Origin of the sequence: Plantactinospora sp. WMMB782 (genome assembly GCF_049179135.1) — a bacterium.
In the GTDB taxonomy this organism is placed as follows: domain Bacteria; phylum Actinomycetota; class Actinomycetes; order Mycobacteriales; family Micromonosporaceae; genus Plantactinospora.
The window spans coordinates 7,611,302-7,628,646 of sequence record NZ_JBMHMC010000007.1; the positions used below are offsets into that span (position 1 = coordinate 7,611,302).

The following is a 17,345-nucleotide window of genomic DNA, read 5'->3' on the forward strand; positions in this document are numbered from 1 at the left end:
TCTGACCGATCTGACCTGTCGGACCGGTCGGACCGGTCGGACCGGTCGGACCGGTCGGACCGGTCGGACCGGTCGGACCGGTCGGACCGGTCCGACCGTCGGCTGCGGGCTGCACCGGACCATCCTCCCCGGCCGCGGCGCGATCCGGCAAAGTCGTCGGGACCGGCCGGCGGAGGTTACCGCGCCCTGCCGGTCGCCTCGCGCCACTGCGCCAGGTGGATCCGACCGGTCCGGGCCTCGCCGAGGGGCACCAGCGCGTCGTCGGCGACCTCGGCACCGTAGTAGCCGGCGGCCTGGTCCGGCACCACCTTCCGGGGGTCCCCGTCGGCGCCCAGCACCGACCGGATCACCTCGTCGAGGCGGGACCGCTCGGGCCCGGCCACCTCGACGATGCCGCCGACCGGGGTACCGAGCGCGACGTCCGCCACCGTGGCCGCCACGTCGTCGGCGGCGATCGGCTGGAAGAGCACCGGCGCCAGGCGTACGGTGTCCCCGTCGGTACCGATCCCGGCGATGGCCTCGAGGAACTCGAAGAACTGCGTGGCGCGCACGATCGAGTACGGCACCGGCGACGCCGGGAGCAGCTTCTCCTGTGCCACCTTCGCCTGCATGTACCCGACGTTCGGCATCCGGTCCGCGCCGACCACCGACAGCGCCACGTGGTGACCCACCCCGGCCGCCGCCTCGGCAGCGAGCAGGTTCCGGGTGGACGTCTCGAAAAACTCCAGCGCGGCGGCCGGCTCGAACGAGGGTGCGTTCGACACGTCCACGACGACCTCGGCGCCGTCGAGTGCCTCGGCCAGCCCCTCCCCGGTCACCGCGTTCACCCCGGTCTTCGGGGACGCCGGCACCGCCTGGTGGCCCTGTGCGGTGAGCAGGTCCACGACCTTGCTGCCGATGAGTCCGCTGCCGCCGATAACGACGATCTTCATTTTGGTCCTCTGGTTGTCGTCCTTCTCCAGGCGCCGGTTGGCGCCCGGCCACCACAACGACCGGGCGGGACGTCGATTCGTGACAGGACCCGGTGCCGTGCGACCCGGATCACCCCGGTGGCCGTGGCCCGCCGGAGTGCGGTTCCAGCCTGCACCGCTGATCGCCGCCCGGTGGGCGTACCGTGCCGATCACCCCTCGCGGGTGATGCCGCCGCCGCCCGACGGGCCCGGCCGGGCGGCGGCGCTGGTGGCACCGATCCGGTACGACCGCCACGCGCCGGTCAGGACCGCGGCCCCCGCCCCGCCCGGAGCGCCGCGGCGGTGTAGGCGGCGCGCCGGCCCTGGTGACGGGCCGCCGCCAGGGCCACCTCGCCGGGTGGCCCGTCGCCGGCCACGTGCGAGGTGCCGTAGGGATTGCCCGACCTGAACTGGACGGGGTCGGTGTAGCCGGGCGGCACGATGATCCCGCCCCAGTGGTAGAAGACGTTTCCCAGCGCCAGGATGGTGGACTCCTGCCCGCCGTGCGCGGTGTTCGACGCGGTGAAGGCCGAGTACACCTTGTCGGCGAGGCCGCCGGAGAACCAGAGCGGACCGGTGGTGTCGATGAACGCCTTGAGCTGGCCCGCCGGGGTGCCGAACCGGGTCGGGGTGCCGAACAGCACGGCGTCGGCCCAGGCCAGGTCGTCGAGGCCGGGCTCGGCGACGTCGGCGGTGTCCCGGAGATGCTGCGCCCACTCCGGCTTGGCGTCGACCGCTTCCGGCGGGGCCAGCTCGGCGACCCTGCGCAGCCGCACCCGGGCACCGGCCTGCTCGGCGCCCTCGGCGACGGCCCGGGCCAGGGTGTGGACGGTTCCGGTGGCGCTGTAGTAGATGACGGCGACCCGCACGGGTTCCACGATCGGTGTCCTTTCTCGGTGCTGTCCGCGCCGCCGGGCGGGCACGCCTCGCCCGGCGGCGGGGGACGGGTGTAGGCGTCCGAGCGGTACGACGAAACGGGGTCGGCAATTGTGAGGGCGCCGGCCTCACAGTCCGGTGCGGTGTCTCGTCGGACTGTTGACCGGGCAGGGCAGCGACCGAGGGAGCAGCGGACACCATGACCATCCGACCCGGGCCCGGGGACGACCCGGCCGATCCCGAGCTGACAGCGATCATGGGCGAGCGGCGCCAGCTGACCAATCTCGCGTACCGGCTGCTGGGTTCGCTGACCGAGGCCGAGGACGTCGTGCAGGAGACCTACGCCCGCTGGTACGCCCTCCCCCGGGGGCAGCGGGAGGCCATCGACTCCCCCGGCGCCTGGCTCTGCACGGTCGCCGGTCGGATCTGCCTCGACCTGCTCGGCTCGGCCCGGGCCCGCCGGGAACGGTACGTCGGCGAATGGATCCCGGAGCCGCTGCCGGACGGGACGCGGTGGAGCAGCGGTCGGCCGGGTGGCGGCCCGCTCGATCCGGCCGACCGGGTGACCCTCGACGAGTCCGTCGACATGGCCCTGCTCGTCGTGCTCGACTCGATGACCCCGGCCGAGCGCGTCGCGTTCGTGCTGCACGACGTGTTCCGGTACCCGTTCGCCGAGGTCGCCGAGATCGTCGGCCGTACCCCGGCGGCCTGCCGCCAGCTCGCCTCGTCGGCCCGCCGCCGGGTCCGCGCGGCACGGCCGGTGGCCACCCCGACGGCCCGACACGCCCGGGTGGTCCGGGACTTCAAGCGGGCCTGGCGGGCCGGCGACATCGACGCCCTCGTCACGCTCCTCGACCCGCAGGTCACCGCGGTCAGCGACGGTGGTGGCCTGGTGAGCGCCGAACTCCGACCGGTGCACGGCGGCGAGCGGGTCGCCCGGATACTCGTCGAGGTCGCCGGCCGGGCCGCCGGCCTGACGCTGCTGGAGCGTACGGTCAACGGCCGGCCCGGTCTGGTGGCCGAGGTGGACGGCGCGGTCGTGACGGTGATGGCGTTCGACGTCGCCGGTGACCGGATCCGGCGGATCTGGTCGGTGCGCAACCCGGAGAAGCTGCGTCCGTGGACGCGCGGATGAGGCAGGAGACCGAGCACGAGGCCGAGTTCGGCCCAGGGTGGTCGGCGGCCCGGAAACAACCGGCTACGCTCCCTTCATCCGATTCCTTCCGGAGGGAGTACCGTGCGCCGACTCGTCAGAAGTGTGGTGACACCGGCGACCTTGGTCCTCGCGCTGGCCACGACCCCGGTCGCAGCGCAGGCCGCCACCACCCCGTTCGACCTCTATCTCGACCAGGAACTCAGCTGGGGCGCCTGCCTGTTCGCCTCGCCCGACCCGACACGCGACATCGAGTGTGCCCAGGTCACCGCCCCTCGCGACTGGGCGGTGCCCGACGCGGGCGTCGACCTGCGCGTCTCGATCAGCCGGGTGAAGGCCAGCGGAGAGCGGCTCGGCGCCATCCTGGTCAACCCGGGCGGGCCCGGCGCCCAGGGCAGCTCGCTGGCCGGTGCGCTGGCCGCCCTGCAACCGAGCGTCAGCGAGCGTTACGACTTCGTCGGGATGGACCCGCGCGGCACCGGCCAGGAGGGCGGCACCGCCCCGGACCAGCTCGGACTGGTCTGCGAGATCCCGAACGACCGGCTGTCGACCGCCGACCTCGACGCCCGGGACCGGTCGCCGAGCAGCATCGCCGAGCACCAGAAGGCACCCCGGGCCGTCGCCGAGGCGTGCCAGAGCAAGGCGCTGACCCCGTACGTCACCACCTGGCAGACCGCGCACGACATGGAGCTGATCCGGCAACTGCTCGGTGACGACACCCTGAACTACGTCGGCTACTCCTACGGCACCTGGCTGGGGGCGAAGTACGCCTCGCTCTTCCCGGCCAGCGCCGGCAAGATGGTGCTCGACTCCAGTGTGAACTGGCAGGGCCGGCTACAGGCGGCCTTCGAGGCGTTCCCGATGATCGGGCAGCGGCAGCGCGACAACGTCTACCTGCCCTGGGCGGCCCGGCAGTTCCCCGAGATCGTCGGCGACACTCCGGCCGAGGCGGCGCGGACCTGGGAGGCGGCCCGCGAGTACGCCAAGACCGTGGGCATCTCCGGCGACAACTACGACAGGCTCTTCGTCGGAATGGGCGGCCAACTCCAGTGGCTCCTCGCCACCCTGGTCTTCACGCTGGCGGCACAGGAGATGCAGGGCGAGACCGTCGGGGCCGGCCTGCCGGCGGCCGTACGCGCCGAACTCGACGAGCTGGCCCGCTCGGAGTACGGCGTGCCGCTGGCCGGGTTGACGCTGCGGCGGATCGCCACCGAGACGCCGGAGGACTATACGTTGTTCCCCGGCACCCGGGTCGCGGTCGCCTGCGGTGACCAGCCCACTCGTTCCGCCACCTGGTACCGGCGACTCAGCGACCGGCAGGGCCCGCAGTACCCGCTCTTCGGCTGGGCGTACGGGCTCACCGAGCCGTGCGGCTTCTGGTCCGACCCACCCCGGCAGACCCTGCCGGAGCTGCCCGCCTCGGTCGCGGCGAAGGTCCTGGTCGTGCAGGCGGAGTTCGACCCGCAGACCGGCTACGAGCAGGCGAGGGCGGCGGTCCGGGCGGCTCCCGGCGTCAGCATGGTCTCGGTCGACGACGCCACCTTCCACGCCCAGTACGCGATCGACGGCAACCCGTGCGTGGACGGGATGGTGAACGTCTTCCTGCTGCACAACTCGCGCCCGTCCGACGCGACCTGTCCGGGTCTGCCGCTGCCGGGCGAGTCCGAGGTGTATCCGGTCGCCGGCCCGGTGAAGCGGGACGGCCGCAAGCTCGACCCGGCGGCGCGGGCCTCCGCAGACAGTCTGCCCGAGCTGCGTGAGCAGGTGCGGGAGCGGATCACCCGGGCCAACTCGCCCATCCACTGACCGTCCGCCGGCCGCCCCGGGCCGGTTCGCCGGACCGACCCGGGGCGGCCGGGCCGCTGACGTCCCGCCGGCCGCCCCGGCCCCGGTCCGCCGGTCACGGGGCGGCCGGCACCGGTCGCTGGGCGACGTCCCCGCCTCCGGCGCCCTCGCGGTGCCGGAGGCGGCGCTTGTCCGGCTTGCCGGCGGCCGAGACGGGAACGTCGGCGACGAAGGTGACCGTCCGGGGAACGCTCGCCTCGCCGAGCCGTTCCCGGACCAGTTCCCGCAGCACCTCGTGGTCGGGCCGGCAACCCGCTACCGGCACGACGAAGGCGTGCGCCGCCTCCCCGGTCTGCTCGTCCGGCGCGGCCACCACGTACGCCTCGGCCACCTCGGGGTGGCTGGCCAGGGCCCGCTCGATCGGGCCGGCGTAGACGAGTTCGGCGTTGACGATGACGACGTCCCGGGTGCGGCCCAGCAGATGCAGGTAGCCGTCGGCGTCCTGCCGGGCGAGGTCGCGGGTGCGTACCCAGCCGTCGACGAAGACCTCGGCGGTCTCGGCGGGCTCGGACCAGTATCCGCTCGCCTGGGCCGGAGTGCGGACGAAGAGTTCCCCCGCCACCCCGGCCGGCACCGGCCGGCCATCCGGGTCGCGGACCTCGACGTCGACCACGGCCGGTGGGCGGCCCACCGAGCCGAGCACGGCCGCCGGCTGGCCCACAGGGCCGGGAACAGGCGGCGGAGTGCCGGTGGCGGCCCGGTCTACCCCGAGCCCGGTTGCGGCACGGTCGACACTGGACCCGATGGCGGCGCGGTCTGCGTCGCGTTCGGTTGCGCCGGCAGCCAGCGCGGTGGTCAGTTCCGCCGGGGTGACCATGGCGATCATGCCCGTCTCGGTCTGGCCGTAGCCGTGGTAGACGACCGGGCCGAGCACGGAGATCGCCTCGGCCAGCCGGCCCGGTTCCAGCGGCGAGCCGGAGACCAGCAGCGCGCGCAGGCTGCCCAGGTCGACCGGGTCGGTGCGCTGCGACGCCACCATCCCGGTCAGCCGGGGCACGGTGACCACACTGGCGGTGGCCCGGTGCCGGGCGATCGCGTCGGGCAGGAACGGCCGCGCTCCCCCGGCCGGCTCCGCGACCACCATCGTGCCGCCGGCGGCCAGGGTGAGCAGGCCGTACTCCAGCATCACCTGGCTGCTCAGCGAGCCGAAGACCAGGTAACGGTCGAGCCGGGCGGCGAGGTCGCGGACCGCCGGGGGCCACCGGTCCGGGTGCGGCGCCCAACCGGCACCGAGCGCGGCGTACGTCTGCACGCAGCCCTTCGGTGTCCCGGTGCTGCCGCTGGTGTAGATGACCCGGGCGATGTCGTCCGGCCGGCCCGCCGGTCTCGGCGGGATGGCCGGGGGCGGGGTGGCGGCCAGGTCGGGTACCCCGTCGACCGGGCCGACCGCCAGCAGCCGCAGTCCGGCCGCCGCCGACCGCAGTGCCGGGGTGGCGGTCGACGGGTCCAGCAGCACCGCCGCGATGTCGTGGCCGAGGACGTGCCGGAGCTGTTCGGCGGTGAGCCCGGGACGGACCCCGGCCACCCGGGCACCGACCACCTGGGCCGCGACGACGGCGGCGAACGCCTCCGGGGAGACCCCGAGCACCGTCGCCACCCCGGCACCCGGGCCGATGCCCGCCTCCGCCAGTCCGGTGGCGAGCCGGGCGACGAGGTCGGCGAGTTCGCCGCCGGTGACGGTCCGGGGGCCGTGCTCGAAGACCGGCCGGTCCCGGGCGGCGGCGAGCAGGTCGAGTACGGCCTGCGGATAGCCCGCCCCGGCCCGGTGCGGCTCGGTCCGGTGCGGCTCAGCTACGGGCATCGGCGGCTCAGCTACGGGCATCGGCGAGGTGTTCCTTGACGAAGACGGCCAGCGGCTGCTGGTGTACCCCGGCCAGGTTCCACTCGTTCTCCAGGTTCTCCGCCAGGTGGTGTACGGCGACCACCTGTCCGTCCCGGTAGAGCCGGACCACCGGATGCAGGTAGCTGGCGTCGTGTGCGGCGGTGGCGTCGTTCTCCCGGGGCCGGGGCACCGAGATGTCGAACGGGTCCACGCTGTCGTGGTCGGCACCGTACTCCAGGGTGGTGACGAAGAACGTGCCGCCGCCCAGGCCGCCCTCGACGAGGTGGGCCACCGGCACCTCCTCGTGGTAGGCGACGGTGTCGCCGGAGACCGCGACGACGTCGCCGAGGACGCCGAACTGCTGCCAGAGCGCCGAGGAGCGGTTGATCCGGGCGATTATCGCGTCGGTGATCGCCTCCGGGGTCGCCTCGACCGGGGTCGCCGGCCAGCCCGTGCCGTGGTAGCGGGTGCGCAGGATCCGGTACAACGCCCGGACCCCGTACCGGAAGCCGTGGATGAAGCCGCTCGTCGACCGCTTGAAGTCCCGCTGCTGGGTGAGGGTGCCGGCGAAGTACAGGTCGGGCACGGTGCTCGACTCGTACGCCGGGGTCTGCTCCGGGAAGCGGCCGTTGATCACCAGCGCCGGGCGGCAGGAGTCGTCGAAGATGTCCGCGTCGAAGCGGAAGCCGGTGCAGGCGATCACCCGGTCGTACTCGATCTCCCGGATCGCCTCGACGGTGCGGGCGTAGCGGAACCGGACCAGGTATCCGCCGTCGTCGCGGCGGCGGATGCTCTCGACAGTCCCGTCCAGCACGGCGTTCTGCGACTTGAGCTGGTAGGTGTCGAGGAAGTTGTTGTTCACCGCCCGCAGGTGCCCGACGTAGTGCGTCTGCCAGGCGAGCCTGACCGAGTGCGGTCCGGCCACGTGCACCACCGCCGCGGTCTCCACCAGGTTGTCGGCGGTCTCGAAGCCGGAGTTGCCCTTGCCGATCACCATGACGCGCTGGTTGACGAAGTCGCGCGGGTCGACGTTCACCGTGTCGTACCGTTCGGCGTGCTCGATGCCCTCGATCGGCGGCACGTACAGTTGCGACACTCCGGTGGCGACCACCAGCCGCCGGCCGCGCCAGCTCCGGCCGGTGTCGTCGACGGCCTCGAAGCCGTCGCCGTCCCGGCCGACCCGGACGACCCGGGTGCGGTAGCTGACCCGGACCCCGGTGGCGGCGGCGAAGTCGGCCAGGTAGCGGACCATCAGGTCGGCGTCCGGGAAGTACCGCCCGGTGTACCTGGTGAAGAGCAGCTCCGGATCGTCGCCGAGCAGCGAGTTCCAGTCCATCCGCAGGTTGAACTCGGGGTCGTCCGAGCCGGTGTAGACCTTGTTGATGGAGATCAGCTTGCGGTGTCGGGGATAGCGGGTGAAGAAGGTGCCCGGCCCTTCGCCGGCCTCCAGCACGAGGTAGTCGTGACCGTCGCGTTCCAGCAGGGCCGCGAGCTGGAGTCCGGCCGGCCCGGCGCCGAGGATCAGGTAATCGTGCGTCATGCCGCCGGACGGTAGCGAGCGGTAATCAGAGAGAACTCAGATCGCTCTGAGAATCCGTGGCTACGGTCGGTGCGATGACGACCCAGCGCGCGCCCGGCCCGGCCCGTACCGCCGGTCCGACCGGCTCCCGGCCCACCGTCGCCGGCACCGTCGACCTGGCCCGGCCGCTGCGGGTGGCGGACCTGCGGCGGGTCGCGACCGGGGTCCGGGTCGAGGTCCCGGCCGTCGTCCGGGACCGGGTGGCGCGCGGCCGGGGCCACCTGCGGGCGGTACTCGGCGACGACGACCGGCCGGTCTACGGCGCCACCACGGGTTTCGGCGCGCTCGTCGGGTTCGCCGGCCGGGACGACGAGGCCGACCAGTGCGACAACACGCTGGCCCACCTCGGGGCGGGGCACGGGCCGGAGATCGATCCGGCGGTCGCCCGGGCCACCGTGCTGGTCCGGGCCTGGTCGCTGGCCCAGGGCGTCTCCGGGGTGTCGCCGCGGGTGGTGGAGGGGCTCGCCGCGATGCTGGCGACACCGTTCGCCCCGGCGATGCCCCGGTACGGCTCGGTCGGGGCCAGCGGGGACCTGATCCCGCTCGCCTATGCCGCGCAGTCGCTGCGCGGTCGCGGCTGGGCCTATCTGGACGGGCAGCGGCTGCCGGCCGGCGAGGCGCTCACCCGGGCCGGGCTGAGCCCGCTGGTGCTGGACGGGCGGGACGCGCTGGCGCTGGTGAACGGTACGTCGCTGACCACCGCCGCCCTCGCGCTCGCCCTGCACGGTGTGCGTGCCGCGCACCGGGCCGCGCAGTGGCTGAGCTGTCTCCTCGTCGACGTGCTCGGCTGCGATCCCGGCCAGTTCGTGCACCCCCGGCTGATCTCCGCGTACGGGCACCCCGGCGCGGTCGACGTCGCCGCCCGGATGCGGGTACTGCTCGACGGGGCGGTGCCGTCCGGCCGCCGGCCGCTCCAGGAGGCGTACAGCATCCGGTGCGTACCGCAGTTGCTCGGCGCCGCCGAGGACGCCCTGCGGTACGTCGACGGCGTGGTCGCGGCCGACCTGCGCGGGGTCAGCGACAATCCGCTCTTCTTTCCGGACGAGGACCTGGTGCTGCACGGCGGCAACTTCTTCGGCCAGCCGGCCGCGTTCGCCGCCGACCTGCTGGGCACGGTCGCCGCCCAGTTGGGCAACCTCGTCGAGCGCCAACTCGACCTGCTTGTCGACCCGGCCCGCAACGGCGGGCTGCCGCCGATGCTGGCCGCCGGGCCCGGCCGGCAGCACGGGTTGCAGGGCGTGCAGCTGGCCAGTACCGCGCTGGTGGCGGAGATCCGCCGCAACGCCACCCCGGCCGGGATGCAGAGCCTGCCGACCAACCTGCACAACCAGGACGTGGTGCCGTTCGGCACCCAGGCGGCGCTGCGCGCGGTGGACCAGGCCGACCTGCTCCGGCTGCTCTGCGGCTCGCTGGCGGTCGGGTTGCGGCAGGCGGTGCACGTCGGTGCGCGTACCCCGACCGCGCCGGGCTGTGCCGAGCTGCTGGACCGGCTGGTCGAGGTGGTGCCGGCGGTCGATCCGGACCGGCCGCTGGACGCCGACGTGGTCCGGGCGGCGGAGCTGCTCGACGAGCTGACCGCACTCCCGGACGAATCCTGATTTTTCTCTGATTTCTGGGTCGTAGCGTCGTTCCCGTGACCGGAGAGACGCTCGACTATCTGATCATCGGTGCCGGCCCGGCCGGACTCCAGCTCGCGGCGCTGCTGGAGCAGGACGGCCGGCGCGACTACCTGGTGCTGGAGGGCGCGGACGTCCCCGGCGCGTTCTTCGCCCGGTTCCCCCGGCACCGCCAGCTGATCTCCATCAACAAGCCGCACACCGGCTCCGACGATCCGGAACTGAACCTGCGGCTGGACTGGAACTCGCTGCTCAGCGACGACCCGGCGCTGCGGTTCACCAGGTACACCGACAGGTACTTCCCGGAAGCCGACCTGATGCTGCGCTACCTGGCGGACTTCGCCGCCGCCACCGGCGCCCGGGTCCGGTACCGCAGCCGGGTGGTCCGGGTCTCCCGGGCCACCGGGGGCGGCTTCGCGGTCACCGACCAGCACGGTACGACGTACCGGGCCCGCCGGGTGGTGGTGGCCACCGGGGTCTCCCAGCCGTACGTGCCGGCGATTCCCGGCGTCGAACACGCCGAGCGGTACGACACGATGCCGGTCGACCCGGCCGACTTCCTCGACCAGCGGGTGCTGATCATCGGGAAGGGGAACTCGGCGTTCGAGACCGCCGACAACCTGATGGAGACCACCACCCTGATCCACCTGGCCGGACCCAGCTCGATCCGGATGGCCTGGCGCACCCACTACGTCGGGCACCTGCGGGCGGTGAACAACAACTTCCTCGACACCTACCAGCTCAAGTCGGCGAACGCCATCCTGGACGGGACGGTACGCGGCATCGAGCCCGACGGCGACGGCTACCGGGTGACGTTCAGCTTCTCCCGGGCCGACGAGGTCACCAAGGAACTCCACTACGACCGGGTGCTGCTCTGCACCGGGTTCCGGTTCGACCCGTCCATCTTCGACGAGAGCTGCCGGCCGGCGCTCGTGATAAACGACCGGTTCCCGGCCCAGAGCGCCGAGTGGGAGTCGCTGGACGTCCCGGACCTCTTCTTCGCCGGCACGCTCTCCCAGGAACGGGACTTCAAGCGGTCCACCAGCGGCTTCATCCACGGCTTCCGGTACGCCGTCCGGGCCCTGCACCGGATCCTGGAACGGCGCTACCACGACACCCCGTGGCCGGCCGAGAAGCTCGACCCGACCGGCGAGGCGATGGCGGACGCGGTGATCGCCCGGGTGAACCGCACGTCCGCGCTGTGGCAGCAGTTCGGGGTACTCGCCGACGTGCTGACCGTGGCCGGGACGGGTGGGCCGGCCACGGCCGCGGCGGACGCCCGCTACCACGAAGAGGTGCCGGTCGAGTACTTCACCCGGTACGGACTCTCCACACCGGACCACCCGGTCGAGCACGCCTTCGTCGTCACCCTGGAGTACGGCCCCCAGCACGACCAGGTCGACCCGTTCGACGTGTCGGTGACCCGGGTCGCGCAGGACGTGGTCGGGCAGGCGCACGACGCCGCGTACCTGCATCCGGTGGTCCGGCACCACCACCAGGGCCGGGTGGCGGCGGTCCACCACCTGGCGGAGAACCTGGAGAACCAGTGGAACCGCCCGGACGTGCACCGGGCCCCGCTGGTCGCCTTCCTGGACCGCTGCCTGAACGCCACCGGGAACTGACGGCGATGTCCCCGGTGACGCATCGGGCGGGTCCGCGCCACAATCCCACGGCAGGCGCGGACCCCCCGGTGAACCTCGCGGAGTTGCGGGGCGAGGCGTGGGAGCGGCTCGACCCGGTGCACCGGGACTTCTTCGCCGGTGGGGCCGGCGAGGAACGGACCGTGCGGGCCAACGAGACGGCCTTCGACTCCTACCGGATCCTGCCCCGGGTGCTGCGCGGCGGCGGGGAGCGCGACCTGCGTACGCCGCTGCTCGGCGGGACGCTGTCGATGCCGGTACTGGTCTCCCCCACCGCGTTCCACCGGCTGGCCCACCCGGAGGGGGAGGTGGGCTGCGCCCGGGCGGTGGCGGCCGCCGGAACGGTGCTGGTGCTGAGCATGGCTGCCACCACACCGATCGAGGCGGTCGCCGCCGCGCCGGGCGGGGACGGCCGGCCGCTGCGGTTCTGGTTCCAGCTCTATCCGCAGCCGGACCTCGGGTTCACCGAGTCGCTGGTCAGGCGGGCCGAGGCCGCCGGCGCCCGGGCGCTCGTCGTCACCGTCGACTCGCCGGTGTTCGGCCGGCGCGAGCGGGACCTGCGCAACGGCTTCCTCGACCTGCCGCCCGGCCTGTGCTGCGAGAACATGCGCGACCCGGAGACCGGGCGGGTCCGGGACATCGTCCTGGACCCCGACCTCGGGTGGGCGCAGGTCGACTGGCTGCGCGCGACGACCCGGCTGCCGGTGGTGTTGAAGGGGATCCTGCATCCGGCCGACGCCCGGCTCGCCGTGGCGCACGGCGTGGACGCCGTCTGGGTCTCCAACCACGGGGGGCGGCAGTTGGACGGCGCCGCGGCCGCCGTCGACGCCCTGCCGGCGGTGGTGGCCGCGGTCGAGGGGCGGATTCCGGTCCTGCTCGACGGCGGGGTCCGCCGGGGCAGCGACGTGCTCACCGCGCTGGCCCTGGGCGCGGTCGCGGTCGGGCTCGGCCGGCCGGTGATCTGGGGGCTCGCCGCCCGCGGCGGGGTCGGGGTGGGCCAGGTGCTCGACCTGCTCCGCGCCGACCTGGCCCGGGTGATGACGCTGGCCGGTGCCGTCCGCCCTGCCGACCTGGGCCCCGACCTGCTCTGCCGGGCGGTGCCGGGATGAGCGCGCTGCCGGTGTTCGGCGCCCTGCTGGCGGTTCCCGTCGCGGTGGCCGGCTGGCTGCTGCCGCGCTGGCTGCCCCCGGCGGTGGTCCGGCTACGGGAGTGGATCTTCGCGCGGGTGAACGGCACCGAGGGGATCGCGGTGCCCGGCCCGCTGGTCGGCCCCGAGCACTTCACCCGGCTCTACGCCGACCCGGCGGCCGACGGGCGCAGCCGGGGCGCCGGCCTCTCCGACCTGTTCTGGTACTGGCTGGCACCGGGGCCGCAGATGCACCAGGAGCACCTGGAGCCCGGCGAGCGCTACCGCACCGTCGCCCGGACGACCCGGCGGGTACTGGCGGTGTCGCACCAGCGGTCGACGGAACTCGCCGCAGCCTCGGCCCGGCGCATCCTCGCCGCGCTGCCCGCCGACCGGAGCAGCCGGGTGCGGCTGCGCGACCTGATGATGCCGATCTGGGCCGAGGTCTACCACGAACTCGTCTTCGGCGAGGAGTGCCCGCCGGAGGTCCGGGCGCTCATCGTGGCAAACGCCGACGACGTGGTCACCGCGCTGAAGTGCTGCGGGCTGCGGCACATGCGGCGGCGGGACCGGCTCACCCGGCACCTGCTGGCCCGGATCGAGGCGGGCACCTCGCCGGTGACCCTGCCGGAGCCGTTCACCGCCCGGGAGACGGCCTGGTATCTCCAGGGCGCCTTCTTCAACACCGCCGTGGTGCAGATGTCCGAGGCGATGGCGCACCTGCTGCTGGCCGTCGCCCAGCACCCGGCGACCCAACGGGAGCTGCTGGCCGGCCTGGACGACGCCGGGGAGGCGGGTGACCGGGTACTGGACCGGGTGATCGACGAGACGCTGCGGGTGCACCCGCTCTTCGGGGTGGCGCACCGGGTGACCTCGGCACCGATCCGGCTCGACGACGCGGTCACCATCCCGGCCGGCGCCGTGCTGCTCTTCAACTACCTCGCCTTCCAGCGCACCGGACCGGCCGCCGACGACACCTTCGACCCGGACCGGTGGCGGACGCTGGACCGCCGGGCGGCGCACTTCGTCCCGTTCGGCGTGACCGCCAACCGCGCCTGTCCGGCCCGGGGCGTCGCACCGGTGATGATGCGGGCGGTCACCCGCGAGGTGCTGCGCCGGTACGCGCTGGTCTCCACCGTCCGGCACAGCCGTTCACTGCCGAGCCGTGGGCCGTGCTTCCTCGTCCCGGCCGGCGTACGGCCACCCGGGCGGTTCCGACTGTGGCTGATGCGGCTGGCGGACAACTGGGCCGACGTGCGGCGCAGCCTCGTCCAGCTGGTACTCGGCAGCGTGATGGTGCTCGACGCGCGACGGCAGCGACTCTGCGCCACCTACTTCGAGGAGGTTCGACGATGAGCGAGCCCGGTCCGGTCCGCGGGACCCCGGCCGAGGGTGGCCCGACGTGACCCCGGTGGCCCTGGCGCCCCGGTTCTTCATCGCCGTCGCGGTGATCCTGCTCTTCTGCCGGCTGATGGCGTGGCTGCTCGGCAGGGTCGGCCAGCCGGCGGTGGTGAGCGAGATGCTGGCCGGCGTGCTGCTCGGGCCGTCGCTGCTCGGGCTGCTGGCACCGGCCGTGCAGGACGCGCTCTTCCCGGCGCAGCTCTATCCGGTGCTCTACGTCGTCGGCCAGGTCGGCCTGGTCATCTTCATGTTCCAGGCCGGGTACGCCTTCACCGCGCATCCGACGACCGGACTGGCCGGCACCGCCGGCGCGGTGTCGCTGGCCGGGGTGCTCGCCCCGCTCGGCCTGGGCGTGCTGCTGGTGCTCGCCACCGCGGGGCACGCACCGGTGATCGCCGACGGCGCCTCGGTCGGGGTCTCCGCCGCCTTCGTCGGGGTCGCCCTGGCGATCACCGCCTTTCCGATGCTGGCCCGGATCATCACCGAGCGCGGTCACGCCGGGACCCGGCACGGCTCGCTCGCCCTGGCCAGCGGCGCCCTCGACGACGTGGTGGCCTGGATGCTGCTCGCGGTCGTCCTGGCCACCGCATCCGGGCGGGTGGGGCCGGCGCTGACCACGGTCGGCGGTGCGGCGCTGTTCGGGCTGCTGCTCTGGACGGCGGGTCGCCGGGTCACCGCCGCGCTGGTCGGCAGCGACCGGCTCGGCGACCAGTCCCGGCTGCTCGGCCTGGTCGCACTCCTCTTCGCGGTCGCCTGGTACACCGACGAGATCGGCCTGTACGCGGTGTTCGGCGCCTTCGCGGTCGGCGCGGTGATGCCGCACCACGAGCGGACCGACCGGCTGGTCAACACGGTCACCCCGGTCTGTCAGATCGTCTTCCTGCCGCTCTTCTTCACCTACTCCGGCCTGCACACCGAGTTCGGACTGCTGGGCCAGCCGTCGGTGCTGCTCTTCGCGCTCGGCTGCGTCACGGTGGCGATCGTCGGCAAGTTCGGCGCCTGCTGGGGCGCGGCCCGGCTGCGCCGGGAGCCGAACGGGGTTGCGCTGCGGGTCGGCGCGCTGATGAACGCCCGTGGGCTGATGCAGCTCATCGCGATAAACGTCGGGATGGCCGCCGGCATCGTCAACTCGACGCTGTTCACCGCGCTGGTGCTTGTCGCGCTCGTCACGACGCTTATGACGACGCCGCTGCTGACCTGGATCGAGCGGCGGGAGGCGCGGGCCGGCGCCCAGGCCGACACGCAGGAAAGCGCCATAGCGGTTCAACCGGCGGGAGGCAAAGCATAGAGACATCTATCACAGTCTATGTGTTCGCCAGGTGTGGGATTCTCGACATGTGCTCACGGCTAGCGAGACGCCACCCCGCGTACACCGCCTGCTCCTGGTCGAGGACGACGCCGACCTGGCGGGGATGCTGACCGAGGTGCTGACCGACGAAGGTTACCTCGTCGACGTGGCTCCGGACGGTCAACGCGGCCTGCACCTCGGGCTCACCCGGCCGTACGACGTCATGGTGATCGACAGGTTGCTGCCGGCGCTCGACGGACTCAACCTGCTGTCCCGGCTACGGTCCCGTGCCGTCCCGGCCCGCGCGCTGATGCTCACCGCCCTCGGCACCGTCGACGACCGCGTCGCCGGCCTGGACGCGGGCGCCGACGACTACCTGATCAAGCCGTTCGAGCTGGACGAGCTGAGTGCCCGGATCCGGGCGCTGTGCCGGCGCGCCTCGGACCGGGCCGAGACGCTTCCGCTCGGCGCCGGCCGGCTCGACCTGGGCGCCCGGGACGTGTTGCTGCCGGACGGCTCCCGGGTGGCGCTCTCCGCCCGGGAGTTCGACCTGCTCCACCTGCTCGCCGTGCGCCCCAGGGTGGTGCACTCGCGCGCGGAGTTGCGCCGCCGGATCTTCGGCGAGGCAGCCGCCTCATCCATAGTGGACACCTACGTCTACTATCTCCGGCGCAAGCTCGGCCGCACCGCGGTGCGGACCGTGCACGGCCTCGGCTACCGGTTGGGCGAGCTGTGAAGGCCCGGGGTCCGCTGGACGGGCCGGCCGGGATCTCCTGGATGGCCACCGAACGCATCGTGGTGGCCCGGGCCCGACGCCGGGTCGGCATCCTCGTCGGACTCGCCGTAACCGTCCTGATCACCCTGATCGGCGGGGTCGCCTACGCCTCGCTGCTCCGCGGCCAGGAACGGCAGATCCACCGCGAACTCGCCTACACCGCCACCCGCAGCGACCCGTCCGGGCCGCCCGGGTGCACCTGGCTCTTCCTGCTGCACGACGGCGACCTGCGCACCGGCAACATCCCGGCGCCACCCGGCTTCCCGCTCGAGCAGCCGCTGGCCAGGGTGGTCGAGACCAGGACCGCCGAGGTGACCACCCTGGAACGCAACGGCACCGTCTACTACGTGCTGACCCAGCCGCGCGGCGACGACGTCGTGCAGGCCATCTTCGACGCCCGCTACCAGCTCGCCGACCGCCGGCACCTGCTCGTCGCGCTCGCCATCGCGGAGGCGATCGGGCTGCTCGCCGCCGTCGCCAGCGGCCTGACGGTCGGCCGCCTCACCGTCGCACCGCTGGCCGAGGCGCTCGCCCGGCAGCGCCGGTTCGTCGCCGACGTCAGCCACGAACTCCGTACCCCGATCGCCCAGGTGCACACCCGGGCCCAACTGCTCGCCCGCCGGGCCGGCAACGCCGGAGTACCGGCCGACTACCGCGCCGAACTGGAACGGCTGATCGGCACCACCCGCTGGCTCGGCGAGGTCGTCGACGACCTGCTGCTCTCCGCCCGGTTGGCGGCGATGCCGGACATCCGGCCCGGCACCGGCACCGTGGACATGGCCGCGCTGGCCGAGCACGCGGTGGTCGCCGAGACCGACCGGGCCACCGAACAGGGTGTGACGCTCACGCTGAGCCGTCCTGACGTGCCGCTGCCGGTGCTCGGGGTGGCGTCCGCGCTGAGACGGGTGATCGGCGAACTGTTGACGAACGCCCTGACCCACACTCCGGCGGGCGGACTGATCGAGGTGACGGTACGCCGCCCGGCCGGCGGAGGCGTGGTCGAGCTGACCGTCACCGACACCGGTACCGGATTCGACCCCGCCGAGCGGATCTTCGACCGGTTCCGCAGCGGCGTCGAAACCGAGCGCCGGCGCACCGGCCTCGGACTGTCGCTGCTGCGCGAGGTCGTCACCGGGCACGGCGGCACGATCCAGGCCGAAGGCCAGCCCGGCCGGGGCGCCAGCTTCGTGGTCCGGCTGCCGGCCAGGGCCGACACCACGCTCACCGGGGCCCGGCCCGTCGGCTGACCGTCGCCGGCCGCGTGGTGGCACGCC

At 73.6% G+C, this 17,345-nt stretch carries 13 protein-coding genes; 9 read left to right on the forward strand and 4 right to left on the reverse strand.

Annotated elements, in window-relative coordinates:
- Positions 1 to 176: 176 nt before the first annotated feature.
- Together ACN28A_RS35970 and wrbA are read right to left on the reverse strand one after the other, a co-directional pair.
- A complete protein-coding gene (locus ACN28A_RS35970; protein WP_421403188.1) occupies positions 177 to 932 on the reverse strand; it encodes an SDR family oxidoreductase in 756 nt (251 codons plus the stop codon).
- Between the two features lie 281 nt (positions 933 to 1,213).
- Positions 1,214 to 1,831 (reverse strand): NAD(P)H:quinone oxidoreductase, encoded by a 618-nt coding sequence (gene wrbA / locus ACN28A_RS35975; protein WP_421404828.1) that lies wholly within the window; start codon positions 1,829 to 1,831, stop codon positions 1,214 to 1,216.
- Between the two features lie 194 nt (positions 1,832 to 2,025).
- Between wrbA and sigJ the strand changes: the two genes are divergently transcribed.
- Positions 2,026 to 2,961, forward strand: coding sequence for an RNA polymerase sigma factor SigJ (gene sigJ, locus ACN28A_RS35980; protein ID WP_421403190.1), 936 nt, complete (start codon positions 2,026 to 2,028; stop codon positions 2,959 to 2,961).
- Positions 2,962 to 3,063: 102 nt separating this feature from the next.
- A complete protein-coding gene (locus ACN28A_RS35985) occupies positions 3,064 to 4,785 on the forward strand; it encodes an alpha/beta hydrolase (RefSeq protein ID WP_421403192.1) in 1,722 nt (573 codons plus the stop codon).
- A gap of 94 nt (positions 4,786 to 4,879) precedes the next feature.
- On the opposite strand, the gene ACN28A_RS35990 is transcribed toward ACN28A_RS35985, so the two are convergent.
- On the reverse strand, positions 4,880 to 6,625 hold the full coding sequence (locus tag ACN28A_RS35990) for a class I adenylate-forming enzyme family protein (protein ID WP_421403194.1): 1,746 nt from the start codon (positions 6,623 to 6,625) through the stop codon (positions 4,880 to 4,882).
- Between the two features lie 7 nt (positions 6,626 to 6,632).
- Positions 6,633 to 8,186, reverse strand: a complete 1,554-nt coding sequence (locus ACN28A_RS35995; RefSeq protein WP_421403195.1) for an NAD(P)-binding domain-containing protein — start codon at positions 8,184 to 8,186, stop codon at positions 6,633 to 6,635.
- A gap of 74 nt (positions 8,187 to 8,260) precedes the next feature.
- On the opposite strand from ACN28A_RS35995, the gene ACN28A_RS36000 reads away from it, so the two are divergent.
- The 7 genes from ACN28A_RS36000 (at position 8,261) to ACN28A_RS36030 (ending at position 17,318) form a co-directional block, all read left to right on the forward strand.
- Positions 8,261 to 9,823: an HAL/PAL/TAL family ammonia-lyase gene (locus ACN28A_RS36000; protein WP_421403196.1), complete on the forward strand. Its 1,563-nt coding sequence runs from the start codon at positions 8,261 to 8,263 to the stop codon at positions 9,821 to 9,823.
- Between the two features lie 35 nt (positions 9,824 to 9,858).
- Positions 9,859 to 11,463: an FAD-dependent oxidoreductase gene (locus ACN28A_RS36005; RefSeq protein WP_421403198.1), complete on the forward strand. Its 1,605-nt coding sequence runs from the start codon at positions 9,859 to 9,861 to the stop codon at positions 11,461 to 11,463.
- A gap of 68 nt (positions 11,464 to 11,531) precedes the next feature.
- Entirely contained in the window at positions 11,532 to 12,590 is a 1,059-nt protein-coding gene (locus ACN28A_RS36010; RefSeq protein WP_421403200.1) for an alpha-hydroxy acid oxidase, read from the forward strand.
- The gene (locus ACN28A_RS36015; RefSeq protein ID WP_421403202.1) at positions 12,587 to 13,963 is read left to right on the forward strand and encodes a cytochrome P450; all 1,377 of its coding nucleotides are present in this window, start codon (positions 12,587 to 12,589) and stop codon (positions 13,961 to 13,963) included. Before ACN28A_RS36010 ends, ACN28A_RS36015 begins: the two co-directional genes overlap by 4 nt.
- Before the next feature lie 46 nt (positions 13,964 to 14,009).
- On the forward strand, positions 14,010 to 15,296 hold the full coding sequence (locus tag ACN28A_RS36020) for a cation:proton antiporter (RefSeq protein ID WP_421403204.1): 1,287 nt from the start codon (positions 14,010 to 14,012) through the stop codon (positions 15,294 to 15,296).
- A gap of 49 nt (positions 15,297 to 15,345) precedes the next feature.
- Positions 15,346 to 16,032 (forward strand): response regulator transcription factor, encoded by a 687-nt coding sequence (locus ACN28A_RS36025; protein ID WP_421403206.1) that lies wholly within the window; start codon positions 15,346 to 15,348, stop codon positions 16,030 to 16,032.
- A 41-nt stretch (positions 16,033 to 16,073) separates the two neighbouring features.
- Positions 16,074 to 17,318, forward strand: a complete 1,245-nt coding sequence (locus ACN28A_RS36030; protein WP_421403208.1) for a sensor histidine kinase — start codon at positions 16,074 to 16,076, stop codon at positions 17,316 to 17,318.
- Positions 17,319 to 17,345 lie beyond the last annotated feature (27 nt).

What these genes read in the sequence shown, in the direction of transcription:
- ACN28A_RS35970 (WP_421403188.1), bottom strand. Translation starts at nt 932, where the DNA reads ATGAAGATCGTCGTTATCGGCGGCAGCGGACTCATCGGCAGCAAGGTC.
- sigJ (WP_421403190.1), top strand. Translation starts at nt 2,026, where the DNA reads ATGACCATCCGACCCGGGCCCGGGGACGACCCGGCCGATCCCGAGCTG.
- ACN28A_RS35990 (WP_421403194.1), bottom strand. Translation starts at nt 6,625, where the DNA reads ATGCCCGTAGCTGAGCCGCACCGGACCGAGCCGCACCGGGCCGGGGCG.
- ACN28A_RS35995 (WP_421403195.1), bottom strand. Translation starts at nt 8,186, where the DNA reads ATGACGCACGATTACCTGATCCTCGGCGCCGGGCCGGCCGGACTCCAG.
- ACN28A_RS36000 (WP_421403196.1), top strand. Translation starts at nt 8,261, where the DNA reads ATGACGACCCAGCGCGCGCCCGGCCCGGCCCGTACCGCCGGTCCGACC.
- ACN28A_RS36015 (WP_421403202.1), top strand. Translation starts at nt 12,587, where the DNA reads ATGAGCGCGCTGCCGGTGTTCGGCGCCCTGCTGGCGGTTCCCGTCGCG.
- ACN28A_RS36030 (WP_421403208.1), top strand. Translation starts at nt 16,074, where the DNA reads ATGGCCACCGAACGCATCGTGGTGGCCCGGGCCCGACGCCGGGTCGGC.